16 protein-coding genes are annotated in these 22,058 nt (G+C 55.5%); 13 read left to right on the top strand and 3 right to left on the bottom strand.

What is annotated here, in order from left to right:
- The first annotated feature begins 48 nt into the window (after positions 1–48).
- From QDY28_RS27565 to QDY28_RS27540, 6 genes are all read left to right on the top strand, one after another.
- Positions 49–336, top strand: coding sequence for a hypothetical protein (locus tag QDY28_RS27565; RefSeq protein WP_331384475.1), 288 nt, complete (start codon positions 49–51; stop codon positions 334–336).
- 1,719 nt (positions 337–2,055) lie between these two features.
- Complete coding sequence (locus QDY28_RS27560; RefSeq protein ID WP_442967600.1) at positions 2,056–8,964, top strand: beta strand repeat-containing protein; 6,909 nt, start codon at positions 2,056–2,058, stop codon at positions 8,962–8,964.
- 79 nt (positions 8,965–9,043) lie between these two features.
- The gene (locus tag QDY28_RS27555) at positions 9,044–11,230 is read left to right on the top strand and encodes a type I secretion system permease/ATPase (RefSeq protein WP_331384473.1); all 2,187 of its coding nucleotides are present in this window, start codon (positions 9,044–9,046) and stop codon (positions 11,228–11,230) included.
- On the top strand, positions 11,227–12,702 hold the full coding sequence (locus QDY28_RS27550) for an HlyD family type I secretion periplasmic adaptor subunit (RefSeq protein ID WP_331384472.1): 1,476 nt from the start codon (positions 11,227–11,229) through the stop codon (positions 12,700–12,702). The genes QDY28_RS27555 and QDY28_RS27550 overlap by 4 nt, the downstream gene beginning before the upstream one ends.
- Positions 12,703–12,758: 56 nt before the next feature.
- The gene (locus QDY28_RS27545; protein WP_331384471.1) at positions 12,759–13,163 is read left to right on the top strand and encodes a hypothetical protein; all 405 of its coding nucleotides are present in this window, start codon (positions 12,759–12,761) and stop codon (positions 13,161–13,163) included.
- Between the two features lie 153 nt (positions 13,164–13,316).
- Entirely contained in the window at positions 13,317–15,047 is a 1,731-nt protein-coding gene (locus tag QDY28_RS27540) for a rhomboid family intramembrane serine protease (protein ID WP_331384470.1), read from the top strand.
- 346 nt (positions 15,048–15,393) lie between these two features.
- On the opposite strand, the gene QDY28_RS27535 is transcribed toward QDY28_RS27540, so the two are convergent.
- A complete protein-coding gene (locus tag QDY28_RS27535; RefSeq protein WP_331384469.1) occupies positions 15,394–16,017 on the bottom strand; it encodes a hypothetical protein in 624 nt (207 codons plus the stop codon).
- A gap of 202 nt (positions 16,018–16,219) precedes the next feature.
- Between QDY28_RS27535 and QDY28_RS27530 the strand changes: the two genes are divergently transcribed.
- A complete protein-coding gene (locus tag QDY28_RS27530; RefSeq protein ID WP_331384468.1) occupies positions 16,220–16,705 on the top strand; it encodes a helix-turn-helix domain-containing protein in 486 nt (161 codons plus the stop codon).
- Here QDY28_RS27530 and QDY28_RS27525 read toward each other — a convergent pair.
- Entirely contained in the window at positions 16,658–17,347 is a 690-nt protein-coding gene (locus QDY28_RS27525) for a helix-turn-helix transcriptional regulator (protein WP_331384467.1), read from the bottom strand. The two genes, QDY28_RS27530 and QDY28_RS27525, sit on opposite strands and share 48 nt — an antisense overlap.
- A 200-nt stretch (positions 17,348–17,547) precedes the next feature.
- Between QDY28_RS27525 and QDY28_RS27520 the strand changes: the two genes are divergently transcribed.
- Entirely contained in the window at positions 17,548–18,159 is a 612-nt protein-coding gene (locus tag QDY28_RS27520; protein ID WP_331384466.1) for a recombinase family protein, read from the top strand.
- On the opposite strand, the gene QDY28_RS27515 is transcribed toward QDY28_RS27520, so the two are convergent.
- The gene (locus QDY28_RS27515; protein WP_331384465.1) at positions 18,143–19,144 is read right to left on the bottom strand and encodes a flagellin N-terminal helical domain-containing protein; all 1,002 of its coding nucleotides are present in this window, start codon (positions 19,142–19,144) and stop codon (positions 18,143–18,145) included. The genes QDY28_RS27520 and QDY28_RS27515 overlap by 17 nt on opposite strands.
- Before the next feature lie 312 nt (positions 19,145–19,456).
- On the opposite strand from QDY28_RS27515, the gene QDY28_RS27510 reads away from it, so the two are divergent.
- The 5 genes from QDY28_RS27510 to QDY28_RS27490 form a co-directional block, all read left to right on the top strand.
- Positions 19,457–19,666 carry a dehydrogenase gene (locus QDY28_RS27510; RefSeq protein WP_331384464.1) on the top strand — a complete coding sequence of 70 codons (210 nt, stop codon included), beginning with the start codon at positions 19,457–19,459 and terminating at the stop codon, positions 19,664–19,666.
- Positions 19,663–19,800 (top strand): hypothetical protein, encoded by a 138-nt coding sequence (locus tag QDY28_RS27505; protein ID WP_331384463.1) that lies wholly within the window; start codon positions 19,663–19,665, stop codon positions 19,798–19,800. Before QDY28_RS27510 ends, QDY28_RS27505 begins: the two co-directional genes overlap by 4 nt.
- Positions 19,801–20,839: 1,039 nt before the next feature.
- The gene (locus QDY28_RS27500) at positions 20,840–21,232 is read left to right on the top strand and encodes a hypothetical protein (protein ID WP_331384462.1); all 393 of its coding nucleotides are present in this window, start codon (positions 20,840–20,842) and stop codon (positions 21,230–21,232) included.
- 27 nt (positions 21,233–21,259) lie between these two features.
- A complete protein-coding gene (locus QDY28_RS27495) occupies positions 21,260–21,847 on the top strand; it encodes a hypothetical protein (protein WP_331384461.1) in 588 nt (195 codons plus the stop codon).
- Positions 21,848–21,870: 23 nt separating this feature from the next.
- Positions 21,871–22,058: transposase (locus tag QDY28_RS27490; RefSeq protein ID WP_331384460.1), on the top strand; the 188-nt coding region annotated here is incomplete at its 3' end.

Below are 22,058 nucleotides of genomic sequence, written 5' to 3'. Positions count from 1 at the left end.
AGGAAAGAGGATGCCGTGGTCAGCTAAAATTGTACTTCGGAGGGGCTGATGGCCGACGAGAAAACAAACGAACATGCTATTGATGCAGGGGCTGTCTTCGATTTTTCGATTGGAGGGTTCGATGTGTCCGTGAACGCCGCTACTGCGCGACTAGCTGCGAAAGACGCAGAAACGGTACTGGGCATGACGGAGCCGTTTTCTGGGGTCGTTGGATTGTTCGGCGACTCGTGCTCGGGACAGTGGGATTCATATATTGATGCCAGTGGTGAGCGCCAACAGGCCGCCGCCCTTCGAAAGGTGCATGAACAGACCGTTTTCTCCGGCATTCTCCCATGACAAGTACGCGCTCAGATCAAAGAACCCTCTGGCCTCATCAATGTCTTCTGGAGAACGGCGATGTGAATGTCGTCTTATGTCGCTGGAATTTGGCGCTTTGGTTGGGCGCAATCGCCCTGCAAAAGTGGGTGAAAGGGAGTAAGTCAGAGGTCAGAGCTGTGTAAAGCGCACCGGCTATTGCCGAATTGAACCCGGTATATACTTCATCGAGCATTCGGTGGTGCCGGCATCGTAATGGGGGCGACAGAAAAGTGACTAAGAAATTGAATATTTTATTACTATTTGCTTTCTTTGTATTATTTTCTATCATACTTTTTGAAGTTATACTCAAGAACATATTCGGATATTTTAATGAAAATATGGTATTAACTTTCTATATATGTGTTATTGGCCTTTTTTTGCTATTTCCATTCAGTATTGTTAGTTTCATGCTGTCAATGGGTGCCAGTCTTTACATTAAGGACAGCGTTATTTCTGCAAGAATCTTAAAATCACCGATTTATTTCCTTCTTTGGCGGGAAATAAGAACTCAATTGCGCACGGAAGGAAATGAAGATGGCAGGTCAGACCGCTAGCAGATATAGCCCATATGAAGGTGGGTTTTACGGTCAGTTTGCTACATATGGAGCCTCTATTGGGTATGATGCCAGTAAGGGAGCTGTTAACATCGGGCTTTTCCACCAGATCAACGCTGGCGTCGCGACCTATCAGTCTGGCTACATTTCCATCGATTCGAACTTAAATATTTCTAAAAACTGGAGTGTGGGATTTGGGGTTGGTGTTCCAATGGGCGCTCCTTCCCCGATAGATATCTCCGCATTTTTAAATATGGACCGTTCGGCAACCGCCGAGTTTGGGGTTGGTCTCCCGCATTTCTTCGAAGTTGGAGCTTATGCCAACCTTCAGCGCGTCGAAAGCGTAGAGGAACTTAACCCCCTTCAAAATTCCCCATACTTTTCAGGTTCCGGCATTCCATCGAGCTCGTGGATGTCCGGACAAACCTACTTAAATCCTCAATTTGCGTACAGCGCGCCGGCGGCGCAGCAGAAGCTGTTGGACAACCTTCCAGATTATACGGGGCTTGATACACCCAAAGAGCAAATTAGCCCGGAAGACTTCCCTGGCTCATCCCTCGGAATTGGCGACCTTTCTGGGATCGACGCGAAGAATTCCGATGGCGGATTCGACGGTGGCTACTTTGGCGCACCATCCGAAAATGAAAGCCCCTTTAGCGGGTATTCCTCCCCACGTGTCGACCTAACTGCGCCCGACGAGCTCGGCGGAGTTTCCTTCAACTATACCACACCAGTCGCCGACTTTGGATATCTAGGCGGCGTAGCGACGCCGGACAACAGCTACAAGGTGCCAAACTACTATAATATTGATCCCGCTTCCTACGATGTAGCTGGCTACTTTCCCGAGATTCCAGCGGCTCCGGCTTTACCGGCGCCACCCACACCTGTGCAGCCGCAATACGCCCCTCTGCCATATTACGGGCCGACACCGGAAGCACGCCCGAGCGACTTTTCCATTGCCGCAAGCCAATTCGGCCCTACCTTTGGGACGTTCGTCGTCGGCGCTCTCCCCACTGTGGCAGCGGCGGCAGTAGGATTTGCCTCGGGGGTATTTGGGCTCCTCGGCGCATTTGTGGACGCGTTTAGCGACGATAGCGACGACGAAGACGATGATGAGGATTCTGACGAACCCGTCCTGCTGGACTTGTCCGGGAAGGGATTGAGCGTCAACACGCTCGCGACGTCATCGCAGTTCGTTAATGTGAACGGCGATGGTTATCAACATCGCATAGCCTGGGCGGGCAATGGGACCGGTGTATTGGTGTTCGATGCCGATGGCGATGGCAAGATCAGCAACTCCAAGGAATTTGAGTTTACGCAGTGGGATCCGGCGGCAACGGGTGACCTCGACGCAATCAAGAATGTCTTTGACACGAACAGCAATGGCAAGCTCGATGCCGGCGATGCGCAATGGTCGAAGTTCAATGTTATGGTCAATGGCCAGCTCGTGTCGTTGGCCTCACTTGGCATAACTTCGATCGATCTGACACCAAAGGGCAGTGGCCAGACCTTCAGCGACGGATCGGCCATCACCGGGACGGCGACCTACACGAAGTCCGATGGGTCGGCGGGGACAGTTGGCGATGCCGTTCTTGCAAGCGATTCCAATGGCTATATTGTCAAGTCGAATGTCGTTACCAATTCCGACCACTCCACGACGAACACGATCCAAGCCTCCAATGCCGATGGCAGTTTGGCCTTCCAGGAACTGGTATCCACCAGCGCTGATGGTAATAGCGTAACGACAAAATTCGACGACGATGGCAATGGCACCTACGATCGCTCGCAGACGGATGTGACGACCTTTGCCTCTGGCGTTCGCACGCGCGTTGTGTCGGACTTTAATGCGGATGGTTCGCTTGTCGACCGCACGACAACCATCACCAGTGCGGATCTTAGAACTGTCACAACGACGGTTGACCAAGACGGCGATGGCACGGTTGATCAGAGCCAGACTTTTGTGACGAATGCGGACGGCTCTTCCACGACGACAACACAGGAGTTCAGCACTTCGGGAGTGCTTGTTCAGCAGAAGCTAGTTCAGTCGAGTGCCGATGGTCTGACGAAGACAACGAAGACCGACGCCAATGGTGACGGGACTTATGAGGCGGTTACTAGCGAGGTGACCGTCGTTGCCACAGATGGCTCTCGTACGAAAACGGTGCAAGGCAGCAGCGCCAATGGCACACTCCTTTCAAAGGAAACTACAATAACCACTGCCGATGGCCGTACCCGGACCGTCACCAGCGATCTCGATGGCAATGGAACGCTGGACCAGCAGGAGCTGACCCAGCGGACAATCGCCGCCAATGGCGACATCACCACGGTAGTCACGACCAGCAACGGCGACAACACTCTCCGTGCCAAGGTCACCACGGTAGCGGCGGCGAACGGGCTGTCGACCACAGTGTCCACGGACCTTACCGGCGACAGTGTGGCCGATCGTATCCACTCCGATGTTACGACGGTTGCTGCCGATGGCACACGCACGCAGACAGTGCAGGACACAAGCGCTAGCGGCGTGCTGCTGTCGAAGAGTGTCACGGTCACGAGCGCCGACGGTAAGAGCAAGAATATCTCGGTCGACGCCAACGGCGATGGCGCCGCAGATACCACGACCGTCATCACGTCGGCGAGCGACGGAACGATCACCGAGACCGACAGCACCCTCAATCCCAACGGAACCCTTATCACTAGGGTCCTGACGACGACGAGCGCCGACGGCCTGTCCAAGACGATGAGCACTGATGCTAACGGTGACGGTGCATACGACGCTGTAACGACGGACGTGATCACGGCCGGCACCGGTGGTGCTCGGATCGAGACGGTAACAACCAAGAGCGCGAACGCTACGGTGTCCGCCAAAACAGTGACGACAACGTCGGCCGACAGCTTAACTCAGACAACGCAGACGGACGTGAACGGCGACGGGACGTTCGATCAGACGATTAACGATGTAATCGTCTTGAATGCTGGCGTTCGCACGGAAACTGCGACGGCCAAAAGCAGCAACGGTACCCTTCTGAACCAGACCGTGACCACAGTCAGTGCCGACCGTAAGACGACGTTGGTGACCAAGGATAGTGATGGGGACGGTCATGTCGACAGCACCTCGACGCAGGTCATCGCGACCGACGGCACCCAGACCACGACAACGACTACCACCAGCGCCGATGGCGCGCTTCATGGCAAGAGCATTGTAACCGTCAGCGCCGATAGCCTGACGACCACTACGATCAAGGATGCGAACGGCGACGGCACAATTGACCTGACGACAATTGATCAGACGGTTATCAACACCGATGGCAGCCGCACCGAAACGGTCACTGACAAGAGCAACACTGGGGTGCTCCTCGACAAACTGACGACGACAACCTCCGGGAACGGCCTGACGATCACGGTCCAAAAGGATGCCAACGGCGACGGCGTCATTGACGCCAAGAGCGTTACTGCGACCGCACTTAACAGCGATGGATCGAAGGCAACCACGACTTCGGATTATGCAGGCACCTCGTCGATTGACCAGACGAAGGTGACGACCAGCGCCAATGGCCTGGTGACGAAGACCGACTATAACTACGATGGCAACGCCACGGTCGATCGCACGGAGACGGTCACCAAGACGTTGAATGCCGATGGCTCGACCTCTCTGGTCGATGCGATTAGCACCGCGAGCGGCACGCTTTTGTCGAAGACGACGAATACTGCGACTTCGGATGGCAAAACCGTTGCCAGCCAGGTCGACCTCGATGGCGACGGCAAGATCGATGTGAAGACGACGGCGGTCATCGACGCCACTGGTCAGACGACAAAGACGGTTGAAACCTACAAGGTGGGCACCACGACCCTTAGCAGCCGCGCGATCACGACGACCTCCGCCAACGGTCTGTCGGTCACGACCAAATCCGATCTTGATGGTGACGGTGCCTTCGAGCAGGTCCTCAGCGATGTCACGACGCTGAATGCCGATGGCTCGCGGACGGAGGCGTTCACGCGATCGACGAATACGGCTCCGGTTGAACTGACAAGCGTCACGACATCCGCCAACGGGCTGAGCAAGACGACAGTTGTTTCCGACAACGTTATCGCAGCTAGCACTCGTGATGAGGTTTACCGTCTCTATTACGCGATTTTGGCACGCGCTCCCGACGCGGGCGGATTTTCCGGCAATGTGGCGGCTCTCAACACAGGCACAACGGCAGTTCAGCTAGCGGCCGGCTTGGTTGGTTCTGCCGAATTCACGCAGAAATATGGTACGCTCGACAACACCCAGTTCGTCACCCTGCTCTATCAAAATGCCTTAGGGCGGGCGCCTGACGCGGGCGGTCTCAACGGCTGGGTAGCCACGCTCAATGCTGGAACCTCGCGTGCATCCGTTGCTCAGCAGATTGCTGATTCTGCGGAAGGGCAGGGGCATATGGCCGGAGCGATTCAGACCTGGGCGCTGAACAATCCCTCCATTGTGCTGTCGGCAGTCCGAACCACCACGGATGTTACGACGCTCAACGCCGACGGATCGACGACCGAGGTAGTCACCAATACCGGACTTGTTGCGAACAAGACGACCACCACGACAAGCGCCGATGGCAAGACGGTTACCGTCAACTATGACATCGATGGCAATGGCGTCGTCGACCAAAAGTCCGTGACCACGAAGAACGCCGACGGCAGCATTATGCAGACGCTTTTCGATCTAACCTCGGCAGGCGCGACCGCGCATACCAAGACGATTACCACGAGCGCCGATGGCCTTACTCAGACGGTCAGCTACGACACGGATGGCAACGGCGTTGCCGACAAGAGCGTCACCGATGTCACGACGCTGAATACCAACGGCAGCAAGTCCACGACGGAAAAGACCTACGCGGTCAACAGCAGCGGCACGTTGGCCCTGAGCGCCGTCACGCAGACCGATACGTCCGCCGATGGGCTGACCGTCAACACGAAGTGGGATCAGACCGGTTCCGGTACCTTCAGCAAGAGCCGGAGCGACGTGACGATCCTCAATGCCGATGGATCACGCACGGAGACCATTAGCTACTTCACCGGAGCGACGCTCACCAGCCGCTATCTGACCACGACCAGCGCCAATGGCTTGTCGGTCACGAAGCAATCGGATCTGACGGGCTCTGGCACCTATAGCCAGACCTCGACCGATGTCACGGCAATCAACGCCGACGGCACCAAGACGCGCACCGTGTCTAGTACCAAGGCCGACGGTTCGCTGATCTCCAAGTTCGTCACCACGACCAATGCCAATGGGGAGATCGTATCGACCAACGAGCAACGTACGGGATTGGCGACACAGACCGTCAGCGACACGATGGAGATGCTTGCCGATGGCGCAACCCGCGAGACGGTCGCGACCACCGACGCCTCAGGTAAGCTGCTCGATAAGACGATCACGCTGACCAGCGCCGATAAACACACCTTAACGATCGACCGCGATGCCAATGGCGATGGTGTCGTCGATCAGCATCAGCAGTCGGTAACTGCGGATACCGGTGTCCTTACGTCCAGCGTCACCGACTATGAGGGTGCCGGCGTTAAGGCGGACGGCTCGGTTAGCACGACGACAGCGAATGGTCTACAGACCACGATCAATTGGGATCTCGACGGCAATGGCACGAACGACCGCCAGAGAGTAGCAATAGACACGAACAATGCCGACGGCAGCAAAACGACTGTCATCTCCGACACGGATCTGACGACCGGCAAGCTGGCGACGAAGACAACGATCCAGCAATCGTCTGACGGTATGGTGCGCACGACCTCCAAGGATGTCGATGGCGACGGCGCGGTCGATCAGGTGGAAACGCTGACAGCCGATACGACAGGCGCCACCGTGTCTATCATGACGAACAACGCCATTGCCCAAAAGGCGACGTATCTTTTGGCCGGCAAGGTCTACTGGAAGCAGGCAATCGCTGCGAAGGTGGAAACCGACGGCTCCGCAGATGGCCATACGAAGACGGTCAAGTATGACTATGACGGCAATGGGACCTACGAGGTTGTCATGCAGTCGCAGGTTCAGGTCGATGGCTCGACACTTGCTATGGTTAGCGAGACCAATGCCAGTGGTGCCGTTGTCGCCAAGGGCACGATCACGACCACCGCGGACGGCATGATCACGGTGCTCAGCAAAGATTCCAACAACGACGGCGTTATCGATCACACGGAAACCTCCGTTACCCACAATGATGGCTCGATCACGCTGACAAAGGTCGATTTGAATCCCAGCGGCGTTGTCACCCAAACCGTCGTGGATACGGTCTCGGCCATGGGCGGCCTGACGCTGCGCGTCACCAGTGACGGTCAAGGCCGAAAGACATCACAAGTGTCGATCGCCGCCGATGGCACCTCTGTGACTACTAACTATGATGCAGCAAGTGGACAGACGCTCGTTGTTGCCAATGCGAACAAGGCGGGCGTCGTTACAAGTTTGGTGACTTATGATCCACTCAACGCGCAGCCGTGGTCACGGATCGAGCAATCCTTCAATGCCGCGGGCCAATTGACAACGCAGGAACAATATAATGACGATGGGTCGCGCGATGAGGCCGTCTTTGACCCAACCAATGCACAGCCGTGGTCGCAAGTGACGCATCACTTCGATGCCGCCGGCCGATTGACCCACGAAGCCGACTACATGGATGCCGGAAACAGCGGCGTCTATGACTGGGACGTGGCAAATACGCAAGGATGGTGGCGCTACGCTCAGATGTTCAACGCCGCGGGCCAGCGTACCTCGGCCGAACAGGACAATGACGACGGCACCAAATCAATCATCTCGTTTTATACGCCTACTGCCGCGCAACAGCACATCGATTACTACAATGCGGCGGGGCAGCGCACAAACACCATCGATTTCGACGTGACCAATTCGCAAGGCTGGAGCCGCGTTGACAACACGCTCGACGCACCAAGCGGCCAGGTCGTGAATCAGACGATCTATTGGGACAATGGTACCCGAGCTGTGAACTACTGGGACGTGGCAAACACTCAGGGGTGGTCGACGATCAATCAGGCATTTAATACTGCCGGGCAGATGACGAACCAGAACGTCAACAATGATGACGGAAGCAAGGTGCTATACGCTTACGACGTGGCCAACTCGCAAGGCTGGTCCTATATTGCGGACGTTTATGTGCCAAACGGTCAGTTGATCACCGACAATGTCTATAGCGATACGCCAGGTTCAATTACGGTGACGAATTACGACGTATACGGCAATCAACCCTGGACGCGGTTGGTTCAAAACGTCATCAACAACGTTGAGCGCACTGCCACGAGCTACAATGACGATGGCAGCTATACGAACTACCAATACAACGCCTCTCACGTGCTAACCGGATGGCAGCGCTATGCCTATGTGAGCGGCGGCGGGGGCGGTGGTAGCACTGGCTGGAAGATGGTTGATCAATGGCCGCAGCCGAGCTCCGGTGGCAACCGGCCGGTGTTGCTTGACCTCAACGGCGACGGCCACATTGACCTGCGACCGCTTGATACCGACGCGCTTGCCACGGGTTCGTCCGTCACTTTCGACTGGAATGCCGACGGCGCACGCGATGGTACGGCATGGGTCGGGCCCCAGGACGGCTTCCTCGCGATTGATCTTGGCGAGGACGGTCAGGCTGGTCCGGACGGAGTCATCGACCAGGCGAAGGAACTCTCCTTCTCTGCGTGGGCTACCGACGATCAGGTCGCAGCCAACGGCGGCTCGGTCTCCGACCTCGATGGCCTTCGTCTGGTCTTCGACAGCAACCACGACAATGTCCTGGATGCCAACGACGACCGTTGGAGCGAGTTCCGTGTCTGGCGCGATGCTAACCAGAATGGTGTGGCCGATGACGGCGAGTTGCTGAGCATGTCGGATGCCGGCATCAAGCTGATCAATCTTCTCCCGACGACGGATGGCAGCCAGTCGTTCTACGACGGGTCGGCGATCACCGGCACGAGCTCCTACCAGACCGCCGACGGAACGTCGCGCTATCTCGTCGGCGATGCGACACTCGCCTACCAGGCGGCAATTCCGCAGCAAAACGCCGCCTGAGGATAAATCATCCGTTATCGAGATGCCGAGCCTTTAACAGCTCGGCATCCTCTCCTGTATTGCGTGAGCTTTCTTTTCAATGAACGACACCACCCTCGCTGAGCCTGCGCAGGCACCGGCAGCTCCGGCAGACGCAGCACAGCCGCCAGACAGCGGTCTGGCGGCGATTGCGGCGATCGCTGGCTATTATCGCATCGCCTCCAATCCAAACGTGCTGGCACGCGACCTGGCTCTGTCGAGTCCTTCGGGGCGTAGCGATCTTCTGCGCGCGGCAAAGCTCGTCGGCCTGAAGGCGAAGCACGTCGAGATCCATACCGATGCTCGCCTTGTCACCCTTCCGACGCCTGCCATCGTCTGTCTGACCGACGGCCGCTTTGGTGTCTTCGGTGGTGTGACGCCCGACGGGTCCTATCGGATCATCGATCCCGTCGACTTTTCCAGCCGCAATCTCGGTTCGCACGAGGTGTTGGCCGAGACGGCGGGCCATTTCATCCTGCTGCAGCGGCGCCTGGGAGGGCCGGGATCTGCGCGCGGCAATTTCGGGTTCCGCTGGTTCTTGCCATCAATCTGGCGCTATCGCCATGCCTTCGGCCACGTCCTGCTGGCCTCGCTGATCGTGCAGATTTTCGCACTGGTCACCCCACTGTTCTTCCAGGTCGTGGTCGACAAGGTTTTGGCCCATCGCAGCTATTCAACGCTGATCGTGCTGGTCATCGGCTTGGCGGCCGTCGGATTGTTCGACGTCGTCCTGCAGTATCTTCGAACCTATGCACTGTCGCATACGACCAACCGCATCGATGTCGAACTCGGCCGCCGTCTGTTCCGGCACCTGTTGAACCTGCCGCTCTCCTATTTCGAGACGCGGGCGACCGGCCAGACAATTGCGCGTGTCCGGGAGCTGGAAACGATCCGAAACTTCCTGACCGGGCAGGGGCTGTTCTCCGGTCTCGACCTGATCTTCACCGTCGTCTTCATCTTCGTGCTGTTTTCCTATTCGTCGCGGCTTGCCTGGATCGTCATCGCCTCGATCCCCTTTTATCTCGCGATCGGTTTCCTGGTGCGGCCGTTCCTCAAGGAGAAGATCGACGAGAAGTTTGAGCGCGGCGCCTATAGCCAGCAGCTTCTCGTCGAGACCGTCGTCGGCGTGCAGACCTTGAAGGCAGCCGCCGTCGAGCCGGTGGTTTCGGCGCAATGGGAGGAGCGGCTCGCCGGCTACGTCCAGTCGTCGTTCGGAACAACGATGCTGGCCGCCAAGGGCCAGATTGCCATCCAGTATGTCAACAAGATCACCTCGGCGGCACTCCTGCTGTTTGGCGCGCAAGCGGTCATCAATGGCGAGCTGACGGTCGGCGGACTGGTGGCGTTCAACATGATCGCCGGACAGGTCTCGCAGCCGATCCTGCGCCTGTCGCAGCTCTGGCAGGATTTCCAGCAGGTGCAGGTGTCGGTGGCAAGGCTTGCCGACATCCTCAACGCGCCACCGGAGCCGCGGCCGGAAGTCTCGGTCAGCCTGCCGAAGCCAAGAGGGGCGATCGCCTTCAAGGGCGTGAACTTCCGCTATGCCGCCGATGGCCCGGAGGTCTTGCGCGACATCTCGTTTGCGGTACGACCCGGCGAAGTGATCGGCATCGTCGGCCCATCGGGATCGGGCAAGTCGACGCTCACCAAGCTGGTCCAGCGCTTCTATATCCCCAATCGCGGTCAGGTCTTCGTCGACGGTCAGGACATTGCCCAGGTCGATCCGGCCTGGCTGCGCTCGAACATCGGCGTCGTGCTGCAGGAGAACATGCTGTTCAATCGGACGATCCACGACAACATCTGTCTGGTGAATCCTTCGATGTCGCGGGCAGCGGCAATGCAGATGGCGCGGCTGTCAGGCGCCGACGAGTTCATTGCCAAGCTGCCAAAGGGCTACGACACCCTCATCGAGGAGCGCGGCGCTAATCTTTCCGGCGGCCAGCGGCAGCGACTGGCGATCGCTCGCGCCCTGGCGACCAATCCGCCGATCCTCATCCTCGACGAGGCGACCAGCGCGCTCGATTACGAAAGCGAGCGGATCGTTCTCGCCAACATGCGTGAGATCGTCAAAGGCCGGACGGTAATCATCATTGCCCACCGCCTAGCGACCGTCCGGCACTGCGATCGCATCATCGGGATGAAGGATGGCCGCATCGTCGAGGAAGGCAATCACGACGGCCTGCTGAACCGGAAGAATGGTCTCTATGCCCATCTGTGGCAATTGCAGACGGGGCTGAACCAGGCATGAACCAGGTCGTCAAGCCCCCCAAGCGCCCGCGACGGCCACGCCGCACCAGGATTGAAAACGAGTTCCTGCCGGCGGCCCTTGAGATTCTGGAGACGCCGGCATCTCCGATCCGTACCGCCTTCATCTGGTTCATCGCTGTCGTCGTCGGCAGCACGCTCATCTGGAGCTATCTCGGCACGTTCGACATCGTCTCGACGGCGCAAGGCAAGCTGCAGCCGACGGGCCGCGTCAAGGTGATCCAGTCCCTGGAGGTCGGCAAGGTCAGGTCGATTCCGGCGGTCAACGGCTCGAAGGTGAAAGCGGGCGACGTCGTCGTCGACCTCGACGATACCGAGCTCAAATCCGACGAAGAAGCATTGACCGTCAATCTGCATGCCCTGCGCGCAGAAATCGCCCGGCGCGACGTCGCGCTCGCACTGGTGAGAAACTGGCTTGCAGGCGACATTTGGGCCGGCGACCGCACCGTGCCTACCACACCGTTGTCGCTTCCTGCCGACACGCCCGACAATATTCGCACGCGTGAACAGACGATCTTCGCGGCCGATCTCGCGCAACTCGACGCCAACCTCGACAATCTCGCCGCCCAGCGCATCCAGCAGCAGGCGACCATCGAGCGCCTGAGCGCGACGATCGATGCCCACAAGCGATTGATCGGCACACTCGCCGAACGTGTTGCGATGCGCTCGACGTTGGTGGATCAGGCCGCCGGCTCCAAATCCGGTGTCATCGATGCGCTGGAGACGCAACAGAAGGAAGAAACCGATCTTGCGACAGAGGTTGGTCAGCTCGCCGAGGCAAAAGCTGCATTGGCCGTTGCGACGAGCGAAGGGGAAAAGGCTTTACGCGCCTTCATCGCCGACAATGCCGAGAAACTGGGTGATGCGTCAAAGCAGGCGGATGAGCTGGATAAGCAACTCATCAAGGCGAAGACGCGCCGGCAGTCGATGACCATCGCAAGCCCGATTGACGGCGTCGTCACGGCTTCTGCCATCACCACCATCGGTCAGGTCGTCAATGCCGGTTCCGAACAGATGCGCATCGTGCCGGCCGATACCGCGCTCGAAATCGAAGCCTTCCTGCCGAACAGCGACATCGGTTTCGTCGCGGCCGGACAGGAAGCGGTTATCAAAGTGCAGGCCTTCCCGTTCACCCGCTACGGCGTGGTCCGTGGCCATGTCACCGCGGTCGCCACCGACGCTGTTCCGGAGCCGGATGCGCAGCAGATGGAGGGTGAGCCGGCGAAGCAGCTCCAGAGCCTCATTCCGATCGGTAACGTCGAGCGGGTCCAGAACCTGGTCTTTCCCGTCACCGTCCGGCCGGACACCGAGGTGATCAATGTTGATGGCGCGTTGCAGCCACTATCACCGGGCATGGCCGCGACCGTCGAGATCAAGACGGGCAAACGGCGAATCCTTGAGTATCTGTTCTCGCCGCTTGCGGAGGTGGCATCGGAGGCGATGCAGGAGCGGTGAAACAGGTGAATGATCGCCTTGCAGTCCGAGAACCAATTCAAGAAGGATGTTTAAGTATGACAATCGGATGGCGTCTTAGATGTATTGGATTGCTGTCGGCGCTCGCAGTGACGCTTTCGAGCTGTATGAGCGTGGCTGATCAAAAGCCAGAAGCCAGCACCGTGAAGTCAGGGCTCAGGACCGCACTGGGAACCATAAGTGCCATCACGCCAGGATGCAGAGAAATCTTGAGCATCTATCCCGAGACCATCGATTATCCGAAACATGGCCAGGTGAGTTTCGAATGGAAGGACGTCCTTGTTGGGCCGATTAAGGATGGCCCACGTCGTGCTTGCAGCGGCAAAAGGGGCGGAGTTTCCTTCGTCTACTATCGCTCTGATCCAGGTTTTATCGGCGAGGATCACGTGACACTTCGTCTTGGCTCCAAGATCACCCGGATCAGTATCAAAGTCGTCAAGTAAGATGCGGCGGCCCGTGTCGGCCAGTCCAGAGAGGCACGCATTTCTTTCGACCGTTGCTAACGCGATTTTCATCCGAGATGCACACGGTCGGAAGAAAAGGGCAGTTCTGCCAGAGCTATGAACCAAAACCGAATATCATTTTAGAGTTTGTCCATGGATGTAAAGGTTCCGCAGAAAATTGAATTCGCTTATGACAAGGGCAGGACCCTGTGGCTCTCCTTTTTAGTGACAGTCATTGCGGCGGCCGTTGCCGGCGGCCCGTTTCTTCCTGATAGACCAGGGCACCCTCATCTGAACGCAGCAGTATGTTGGCCGTTCGCCTTCCTTATTGTGCTTCTCGCGGCCAGCTTGTTGCTCAAGATCTTCAAGGGCAAACCAGGCCTTATCATATCGCAAGCTGGCATCCATATGGAAAGCTACTTCGATGAGACGATACCTTGGCGAGCTGTTCGGGGCGTTCGCAGATATCATCGCAGAAATGTTGACCTGATGAATGTCGACTTGGATCCAATGGTGGCGCGAACATTGTCCAGACGAGGCCTCATGGGTTGGATGCCGAGGCCTCTCCGCGGGCGGGAAGATACGGCCGCCGTTTCCCTGAAACTTCTGCACGGAGATCCCGACTGGATATACGATCAATGCTTGGAATTTCTCGCAAAAGATCGAGAGCAAACTTTGACAACTGGTGGGCTGATCCTAGCCGACCAGAACGAAGTTAGTGCCGATCCGGTCTTCAATCTCAAGGGGCATCCGATCTTTAGCTATGTGCTCATCGCGATTTTGATAGCCATCTACATCGGGGAGCTGAATTTCGGGGTTGTTCCCGCGAAGGACTACACACCAAGCACGCAGACCCTATTGGTGCTCGGCGGAATCTTCCGTGAAAGGATATTGTCCTATGGAGAATGGTGGCGGCTCGTGACAGCCGCCATGCTACACGGCAGTGTCATCCACCTCACGTTCAATTGCCTTGCTCTGTGGCGGGCCGGTATACTGCTTGAGCGATTGATTGGTTGGCGCTGGTTCGCCGCCATCTTTTGCATTAGTGCGCTCGGTGGCTCTGTTGGATCTCTATTGATGAACCCCGCCAATATGGTTGGAGTTGGGGCATCCGGCGGCATTATTGGCCTGTTTGCCGCGGTTATAGTCGCGAGCTTTCACTTTCCATCTGGTCCATTGCCACAACTATTGAGAATAGGAGCAATTCAAATCCTTGTTCCGTCGCTGCTTCCGATTGTCGGCCACACGGCCGACGGGGTCCATATCGACTATGCAGCTCATCTGGGCGGTGCCGTCGCTGGGGTTGCGGTCTCACTTGTCTTGTTGAAGGCTTGGCCAAATACGCAGATCCATCCTCGCTTTGGGGTTGCGGCACTTATCGGTGGCATTGCGTTTGCAGCCGTCGCCGCTGGTTCAATCTGGCGTATCGGTGAGCTTCGGGTCAGCTACTTAGCCAACCCGTTCGTGCAATATTTTCAGGGGCAGTACCAAAAGGCAGGGGAGGACTTCGCTGAGAAGGCAAAGCTGGATGAACATGCTGCTCCCTATTACTACCTGTGGCGGTTCATCGCTCAATCGCGTGGTAACGACGACCGAGCTGAAGCTGACCTTCGGACTGCCGCGAGCAACCTGGATCAAGCGAAATGGCCTTATCCGGTCTATGAGCTTTTCCTTGGGCAACTGACCCCCAGTGAAGTTTCTGCCAAGGCGACCACCGGCGATAGTCTCTGTGAGGCAATGTTCTACATCGGCGAATGGCACAATCTGCGCAAAGAGACCGATGACGCACGCGAGAAGTTCAGTGCTGCGCTGTCGTTGTGCCCAACCACTTTCATGGAATATGATGGGGCGGGAGGCGAGCTCCTTCGGCTGCATGCGCGATGATTCAGGGAGAGCAGCAGATTCAACAATCTAAGCTGACCTAAGCTGCTGCCTATGGAATAAAAAATAATGGCTTATCGCGTTCGCACAGGTAAACACTTCTAATAGTTTATCCAGGGAAGCGAAAATACCTTCCAAAATCGACGTACGAGCATCCGAGAACCATTGGGGGCAGAAACGAGGTTTGAATTGAGCCAGATACGCCCCGCTGTGTCGCGTCGAGTCGCAGTCGCAGACAGGTAGCCCCAGTTTCTAAGAGTCAGGTATTGCATGACACTGGCATGAGCTCTGCGTTCAGTCTCCATAGCGGCCCGAACTCATGTGCCAGTGCTTTTGCGCGATTAAAGTGTCACGGAAATGCATTCGGAAAATCGTCGTCAACAATATAGAAATGATCAGCGAGCTTGGTGACGGAGATATATTCATCAGGCGGAGCGGATGTGAGGTGAACGCAATCCTTCCCTTCCGCGCAGCGTCGCTCCATTTGTTGCAGCCACGAAATTGATTGGGTGCCTGGCGCCAAGGCGATCTGGTCGCTCTCGTCATAGACGAGGGTTTGATACGCTTTGGCAACAAAAGTGTCGTCCCAAGGAAACGTCTTGAAGCGGGGTGTTTCAGGTTCGACTTCGATCCGTTGGACCTCTTGAAGATAGCTATTCTTGGTCAGCTCGAACCGAAAACGGTCAGGCGTTATATCCAGCATCACGAGAATGCGGTTTGAAAAAAGAACAAGAAAGGCGGCCAGCAAAAGTGAGAACAGCCGTCTCCAGCGCATTCGCACCAGGTTCACACAGACCGAAATCAAAATCGTTGGCGCAAGCACGATGAAGATTGCGAAATCGATGGTCCACCAGTCCCACGTCGGAAAGAGCCACCATGTCCACACAAGCAATTCGGGAACCAGAAACCATAAGACATAGATCGGCGTGAACTTGTCGCCGCTCCGCCATGCACTAACACCACTTATGCTCACTTCACCGACTCCATCGTAGCCGATCCCATTCTCCGCCCAGACTTACCGGCCTCCGCCGCGTCGAGGTCAATGCCCAGGAACGCTAGATCTGGTTAACACCTGTACGAACGGGATAGCCCATAAAAAATAATATCAATTTCATGAAAGCGAAAATGACCGGTGTCGTCCATCATTGTCCTTATTGACTTTGACGGAGCCGGACATGGGGACCGAATCGAGACAGCAGAAAAATTCGACGTCGGATTCGGAAATCCATCCTGTCGATCTCCACGTCGGACAACAGATCCGGATCCTGCGAATCCAATCCAACCTGTCGCTGAGTGAGCTGGCGAAGGACATGAGCGTCAGCCTCCAGCAGCTACAGAAATACGAAACCGGCAGAAACCGAGTCAGCGCCTCCAGGCTCTATGAAATGGCAGCCTGTCTACAAGTGCCGGTGGACCGGTTCTTCCAAGGATTGCCCGCGCCAGGCGCCGACGGTCTCGATAGCATGGCATCTGAGGTAGATGAGCGCATCGCCTATATATCAACGACCGAAGGCCGTCGATTGATCGAGGAGATTCTGCGACTTTCGCCCAAGGTCAAGCGCCGGATATTGTCGATTGTCAGTGTATTGGCGCAGGAGAAGCAAGCTGAAAGTTCAGTTGTCCGGCTCGGCGCTCCCACCCAGGCCCGCAGCAATCCATAAGGCGACGAGATGGGGTATGTTCCTCGCTCGGAAGCTGGATTTCAGATGATCGATGCGATGTTCGATCGTCCGATGAGACAGGTTTAATTCGGATCCTATTCCCCTGGTGGGCTCGCCTTCTGTCAACAGTTGAAGTATGCCGAGGTCGACATGATCGAGGCTTTGGTCCGTCGATGCTGTCGGCAGAAGGAAATGTATGTCGAGCAGGGCGATACACCACGAGCTTCGGCCTGTGGTAATCCTTTGCGGAAGAACGATACGATCGTAGCTGATGATCGTATCCAGGACTCTCGTCACGACGCGCCTCATCATCGGGCGCTGACGTTGCACTGCCACAACATAGGCCGGGATCATGGTGTCGTGGAGAAATCTCGTGTCCGGAAACTCTGAAAACGACCTTGATTGCTGCAATGAACTGACATCGGCCAGTCCGGTTCGCAGATGATAGCCCTGGATGAAGTCGATGCGGAAGTCCAAAGGATTCACTGGGCGAACGTCGACGGCGATCAAAACCATGTTGGGGCGCAGCCGATCGGATAAAGGAAGATAGATATCCTCCGGACTTGCAAGTCCATCTGGACTGGAAATCCACGAATCCATCAGCAAGCGCGATATCTGCTGGAAGGTCGCCAGCGGGCTCACTGCCGCAATCCGGCAAGTTGGATGGCGAGGCATGCTCGTTCAAGGGACAAAAACGAACGGTTTTGTCACGACACACGGAGTTCTTTTGTCTCTTGCGTAATCCCCTGTGAATGTTGCCGATAATGCAATTTCAGAACCTTCATCCGCCAACTCCGCGAATACGTTCGTTTCTGTCAAGCCGTCGAGCAGCGCGGATATGCATGGAAGGATTTGAGGGCGCGATGGCAAGGATTGGGTATGCAAGGGTATCGACCGTCGACCAGCATCTCGACCTGCAGAGGGATGCGCTTCGGGCGGCTGGGTGCATCCGAATACTCGAAGACCATGGTGTCCCGGGCACGAATAGAAAGCGAAGTGGACTAGACAAGGCCCTCAAATCTTTGGGAAAGGGCGACACGCTCGTCGTCTGGAGGATTGATCGTCTCGGCAGATCACTCAGCCATCTGCTCGCAATAGTCGAACGGCTGCGGCTCCGAGGAATTGAGTTTCGGTCTCTGACGGAGAACATCGATACCTCGTCCGCTGGCGGCAAACTGGTCTTCCACATTCTGGGGGCGCTCGCGGAATTTGAGAAATCACTGATCCGCGAACGCACCATCGCGGGTCTTGAAGCCGCGAGAGCTCGGGGAAAGCGGCCGGGCAGGCGGAGGGTGCTGACCGATGCCCAATGCGAGGAAATCCTCGCCGCTCTGGGCGCAGGAACCGCCGTCCGGGAGATCGCCAGCAGGTACAACGTTCATCCCAGGACTGTTGCAAGAGGAGTGGAGCGTCTGGGACGAGGATGCAGGAACTCGGTTACTGGAACAGGCTGAGAATTGTCTGTGGTTCGGAATCCGCAATCTGCAAACTCTGAATCGCAAGCTGTCGCTGTGTTTGCAGGGCCTTCGTTCGAGAGGAGGCGTCTTCCATGTCGGCATCCACAAGCCGACCGACACCACTGTCAATCGCGTCGCCGAGCTTCGAAACGAAGTCCTGTTGCATCGAGATCCGCGTCTCGGCAGAGCCCAGTTTCGCAGTCCATCTCACGACGTCGGACAACGCCGCTTCAGTGACGGAAATCATGTCATCGATATCGTCCGCCGAGGTGTCCGCCGAGACCTTGATTTCGGTACCCAAGGCTGGATTAGGGTTGCCCAGCGTGTGCAGGATCACCCAGTTCGTGCCAGTCCCAAGCTCCTGAGAGTAGCCGGAATTGGTCAGTATTCCCATGCCACCCGTGGCGGCTCCGCCGGTGTCGTCCACCAAGGGATACATTTGTGCCGTACCACCGAGGTTAGCATCTATCGCATCAAGCACCTTCACCGTGCCGACTGAAAAACCCTCACCGTTTCGGACGATGTAGCCCGGCACAGTTCGATCTTTAACGAAGCCAGTCCAGTTGTCGTCCGTCATGGCGAGCCAGTTCTGGCCGTTAAAACTGGCGGAGTATGCGACAGATCGCATCTGGCTCTGAAGCTGCGATAGTTCGGTATTGATCTCGTCCCTGTCCGCGCTCGGTTCCTTCGCCAAAACCAGCTTTGCTTTGAATTCCGACATGAGATTCACCATGGTCGACATGCCCTCATAGGTCACGTCGACCATGGCCGCGCCGATGCCTAGGGCATCCCGAGCGGCGCTCAGGGCCTTGCTGTCGGAGCGCATAGTGGTCGCGATCGACCAGTAGGCTGCATTGTCTGCGGCTGTGTTTACTCTTAACCCGGACGAGACCTCGGTCTGGCTCCTGTCCATCTGACCGTCGATCGTTCGCAGCGTGGCGAGAGCCGCCGTTGCCGATATGTTTGTCCGTATGCTCGTCATGATCGGGCCGCTGAAATGGGTCAGTTGATGTCGGCGTCCTCATGAGCCCGGCGCGGTTACCCCGCAGATCGAACATGGTCGTTCAGTGTTAATGGAGACACCAAAATCTCAGGGGGAAACTACCCTAAAACCGAGCAAATCACGCTGCGTCCTTGTGGCGATAGCGGCCGTGATGGTCCGTCTTGACTCCTGGCAAATAGAGAACATAATAGGAACATCTTGGCTGCGGGCGTTTCGCCTCCCGTGAAAGATATCGGAAAAATCAAATCGAATTGATCCCGTGGTGACGCGGGAAGGGGAGATGTTTGCCTAATGGGTGCGGAACTAGCCGAAGTGGACGAACCGGAATTCGATCCAGTCGATATAGCGCTCGCTTTTTGTGGCGGTGACGCTCGCACCACGATCGGGGCGCTGCTGCAAGAGCTGCAATTTGTCCGTGGCCAATTGGCCTTAACGGAGGCCGGAATGAGCGTCGGCTTTACCCGAGGGTGGAAGCCGAGTTTTGAAGGAGAAGCCCGATGATTGATGAGGTAAGGCGCAGCAAAAGTCAGGAAGAACGAAGACGTGCGGCACGTGACCAATGCACCCGATACAGTGGTGTACTTGAACCGATGATGCAGCAAGCGCTCAAAGCCCCTATTGAAGGAGACGGCTGAGATGAGCGATGACATCTGACAAGCTTGTCACTCATAGTTGCTTTTTTTCTCAAGATGGCTATTTTGCAATCTAGGCGATTGATTTATCCTGGGTCGAGATGCTTTTTCGGGCGTTGACTTTGTTGGGCTTCATTGGACTCTTCATAGTACTTGCAGCTTTCATAACGAAGGCCAGCTTCAACTATCTGGGTGTCTGTACGGCGGATACGAGAGTCTGGTTATGGCATCGTGCCAGCCACTCCGACATTCTCACGTATCTTGACAATTTTGACATAACAAATGGCAGAATGAAGTCAATATATAGTATACCTGAAATATCGTCTGTTCCTGGCGATCATTATCGCCACACATCACCTTTAGAAAAAGCAAAAGGTATTTCTGCTGTATTGGTACATTACTATCATCAATGGATGGATGATGGAAATAACCTGCATCCGGACGGATATTTTTACGCGCCGAATTGCGTAAGCGGTTGGACTCCCAAAGAATAAATTCATCTAGCTGGAGAAATTTTATGTCTTTGCCAACTTCCAAGCAAATTGCTGATCTCTATCTTTATGGCTCGTTGAGTGTTCCCAATTTGGAAGATGATGCTGTCATTAGGCCAACAACGTTGCCGCCGCCGATGCCGGATAATGATATCCGATTTGCGCAACGTGTAACCAAAATGCGCTAAATACGTGTTTTCCAAGTAAGCCACAATATTCTGAGTTGACAATTATTAAAAACTGCAATGAAAATAAACGTATAGTTGCAAATGACGGATCTGCATTTAGATAGAGGATAGCGCAAATCAGAGCGACGTTGTGAACGGGCGATCGGCACGGGAATGAACAAATGACGATTCGGAGAGGCAGATGGTAGGGCTGTTCTCGCAAAACATCATATTTGCAAGCTGGTTTGCTTTCAGTTTGGACATGGGGCTTGCCGCCAGCTGGACGCAGGTTGTTCGCAATAAAAGCCCACTGAGGAGTAATATTGGACGAGCCAAAGATTGCTCTCAATTCCAGCGTGCGGCAGAACGTGGAATGTCAAAGACATGAAAACTAACGAAAAGCACCTGCGATTAATAATAATAATGCCCGTCTTCGTTTATTTTGCGCTGAATATAACTGGTTTTTGCTATAAAGATTGGAAGTTTTATTCAAGTAAATATTTGATAAATCAATATATAGAGCTGCAACTTTCTGATGTGAATAATGATATTCCAAATGAAATTCGTACGCCTGATGATTTTCTCAAAGAGTATGGGGATTGCTGTCAAATTGTGTCGGGCAATCAGGCATTTAATTGGTTTTTCCGCGTATTTGGTTACGGGATGTGGGATATTTATATAAGGTATACATTCCCGCGAAATGGAAAAGAGAGTGACCGCATAGTGATCTATTCGGTGGACTGTTGTGGTCGTGCGTGGCGAAAGCAGGCCGACTAAGCAAAGAACATGTTGGGGGTACTGAGAATGTCTATAAACGCAAGTACGCTTAGCTTAGAAGATATGATCAAATTCTATCTGTATGGAAATGCAGAGATACCTCAGGACTATGCGGATAGGCTGAGGCCGGATGTTACAGCCGCGAACTATCCGGGAGTTGCACTTGATATAAATGCGGTGGACTTCATGACCGTCGGCCCGGGAAGATACGCTAATCTTTCTCAGGTTCCTCTTGTTCGGTTGATATTTAGTGGATCCGCAGGACTCTTAGATTTTCGCAATGCCTTTTTGCCAGCAGGGCAAACCACGATCACAGTAGGTGCTCTATTAAATGCGGGCCTCAATATGAGTGATATTGAGACTACGCTTTCGCAGTACGAGATGGATACTAGTTCAAGTGACTACATCTATCGTGGGTACGTTTGGAGTACGGAACAGTTTCGTCTCAATAATGATGCCGTGATCGATTTCACGGATCAAAATAATCCTACTATCACCAATGTAACTCTTCGCCCATTCAATGACGATTTCGATTACATAAGCGGTAACAGTATTATTCAGCTTAGCAACGTTCTATCGTACGCATCCGAGGAGGGCCGCCTTGCTGAGAAGTGAGGCGAGTTGGATGATCTGTCTATATGGACGTTGATATAGACAGTGTGAGAACCGTGGATTTAACGATAGAGAGCCGGCCGCAAGTCAGCCGGATGGAGATTGTCGATAGCGGACGACGTCGCCGTTTCAGCAAAGAAGCCAAACTTGCTATCGTGGCGGAGAGTTATTCCGCTCCCCGGCAGGTTTCGGCAACGGCACGCCGCCATGGCAT

This window comes from Rhizobium sp. BR 362, assembly GCF_036528765.1.
GTDB lineage: Bacteria > Pseudomonadota > Alphaproteobacteria > Rhizobiales > Rhizobiaceae > Rhizobium.
Note: the sequence above shows the minus strand (reverse complement) of the source record. Positions and strands in the feature narration are given on the sequence as shown.

Bases quoted from the DNA above. Each gene is read 5' to 3' on its own strand.
- QDY28_RS27565 (WP_331384475.1), top strand. From the start codon at position 49: ATGGCCGACGAGAAAACAAACGAACATGCTATTGATGCAGGGGCTGTC.
- QDY28_RS27555 (WP_331384473.1), top strand. From the start codon at position 9,044: ATGAACGACACCACCCTCGCTGAGCCTGCGCAGGCACCGGCAGCTCCG.
- QDY28_RS27550 (WP_331384472.1), top strand. From the start codon at position 11,227: ATGAACCAGGTCGTCAAGCCCCCCAAGCGCCCGCGACGGCCACGCCGC.
- QDY28_RS27545 (WP_331384471.1), top strand. From the start codon at position 12,759: ATGACAATCGGATGGCGTCTTAGATGTATTGGATTGCTGTCGGCGCTC.
- QDY28_RS27540 (WP_331384470.1), top strand. From the start codon at position 13,317: ATGGATGTAAAGGTTCCGCAGAAAATTGAATTCGCTTATGACAAGGGC.
- QDY28_RS27530 (WP_331384468.1), top strand. From the start codon at position 16,220: ATGGGGACCGAATCGAGACAGCAGAAAAATTCGACGTCGGATTCGGAA.
- QDY28_RS27520 (WP_331384466.1), top strand. From the start codon at position 17,548: ATGGAAGGATTTGAGGGCGCGATGGCAAGGATTGGGTATGCAAGGGTA.
- QDY28_RS27515 (WP_331384465.1), bottom strand. From the start codon at position 19,144: ATGACGAGCATACGGACAAACATATCGGCAACGGCGGCTCTCGCCACG.
- QDY28_RS27510 (WP_331384464.1), top strand. From the start codon at position 19,457: ATGGGTGCGGAACTAGCCGAAGTGGACGAACCGGAATTCGATCCAGTC.
- QDY28_RS27505 (WP_331384463.1), top strand. From the start codon at position 19,663: ATGATTGATGAGGTAAGGCGCAGCAAAAGTCAGGAAGAACGAAGACGT.
- QDY28_RS27500 (WP_331384462.1), top strand. From the start codon at position 20,840: ATGAAAACTAACGAAAAGCACCTGCGATTAATAATAATAATGCCCGTC.
- QDY28_RS27495 (WP_331384461.1), top strand. From the start codon at position 21,260: ATGTCTATAAACGCAAGTACGCTTAGCTTAGAAGATATGATCAAATTC.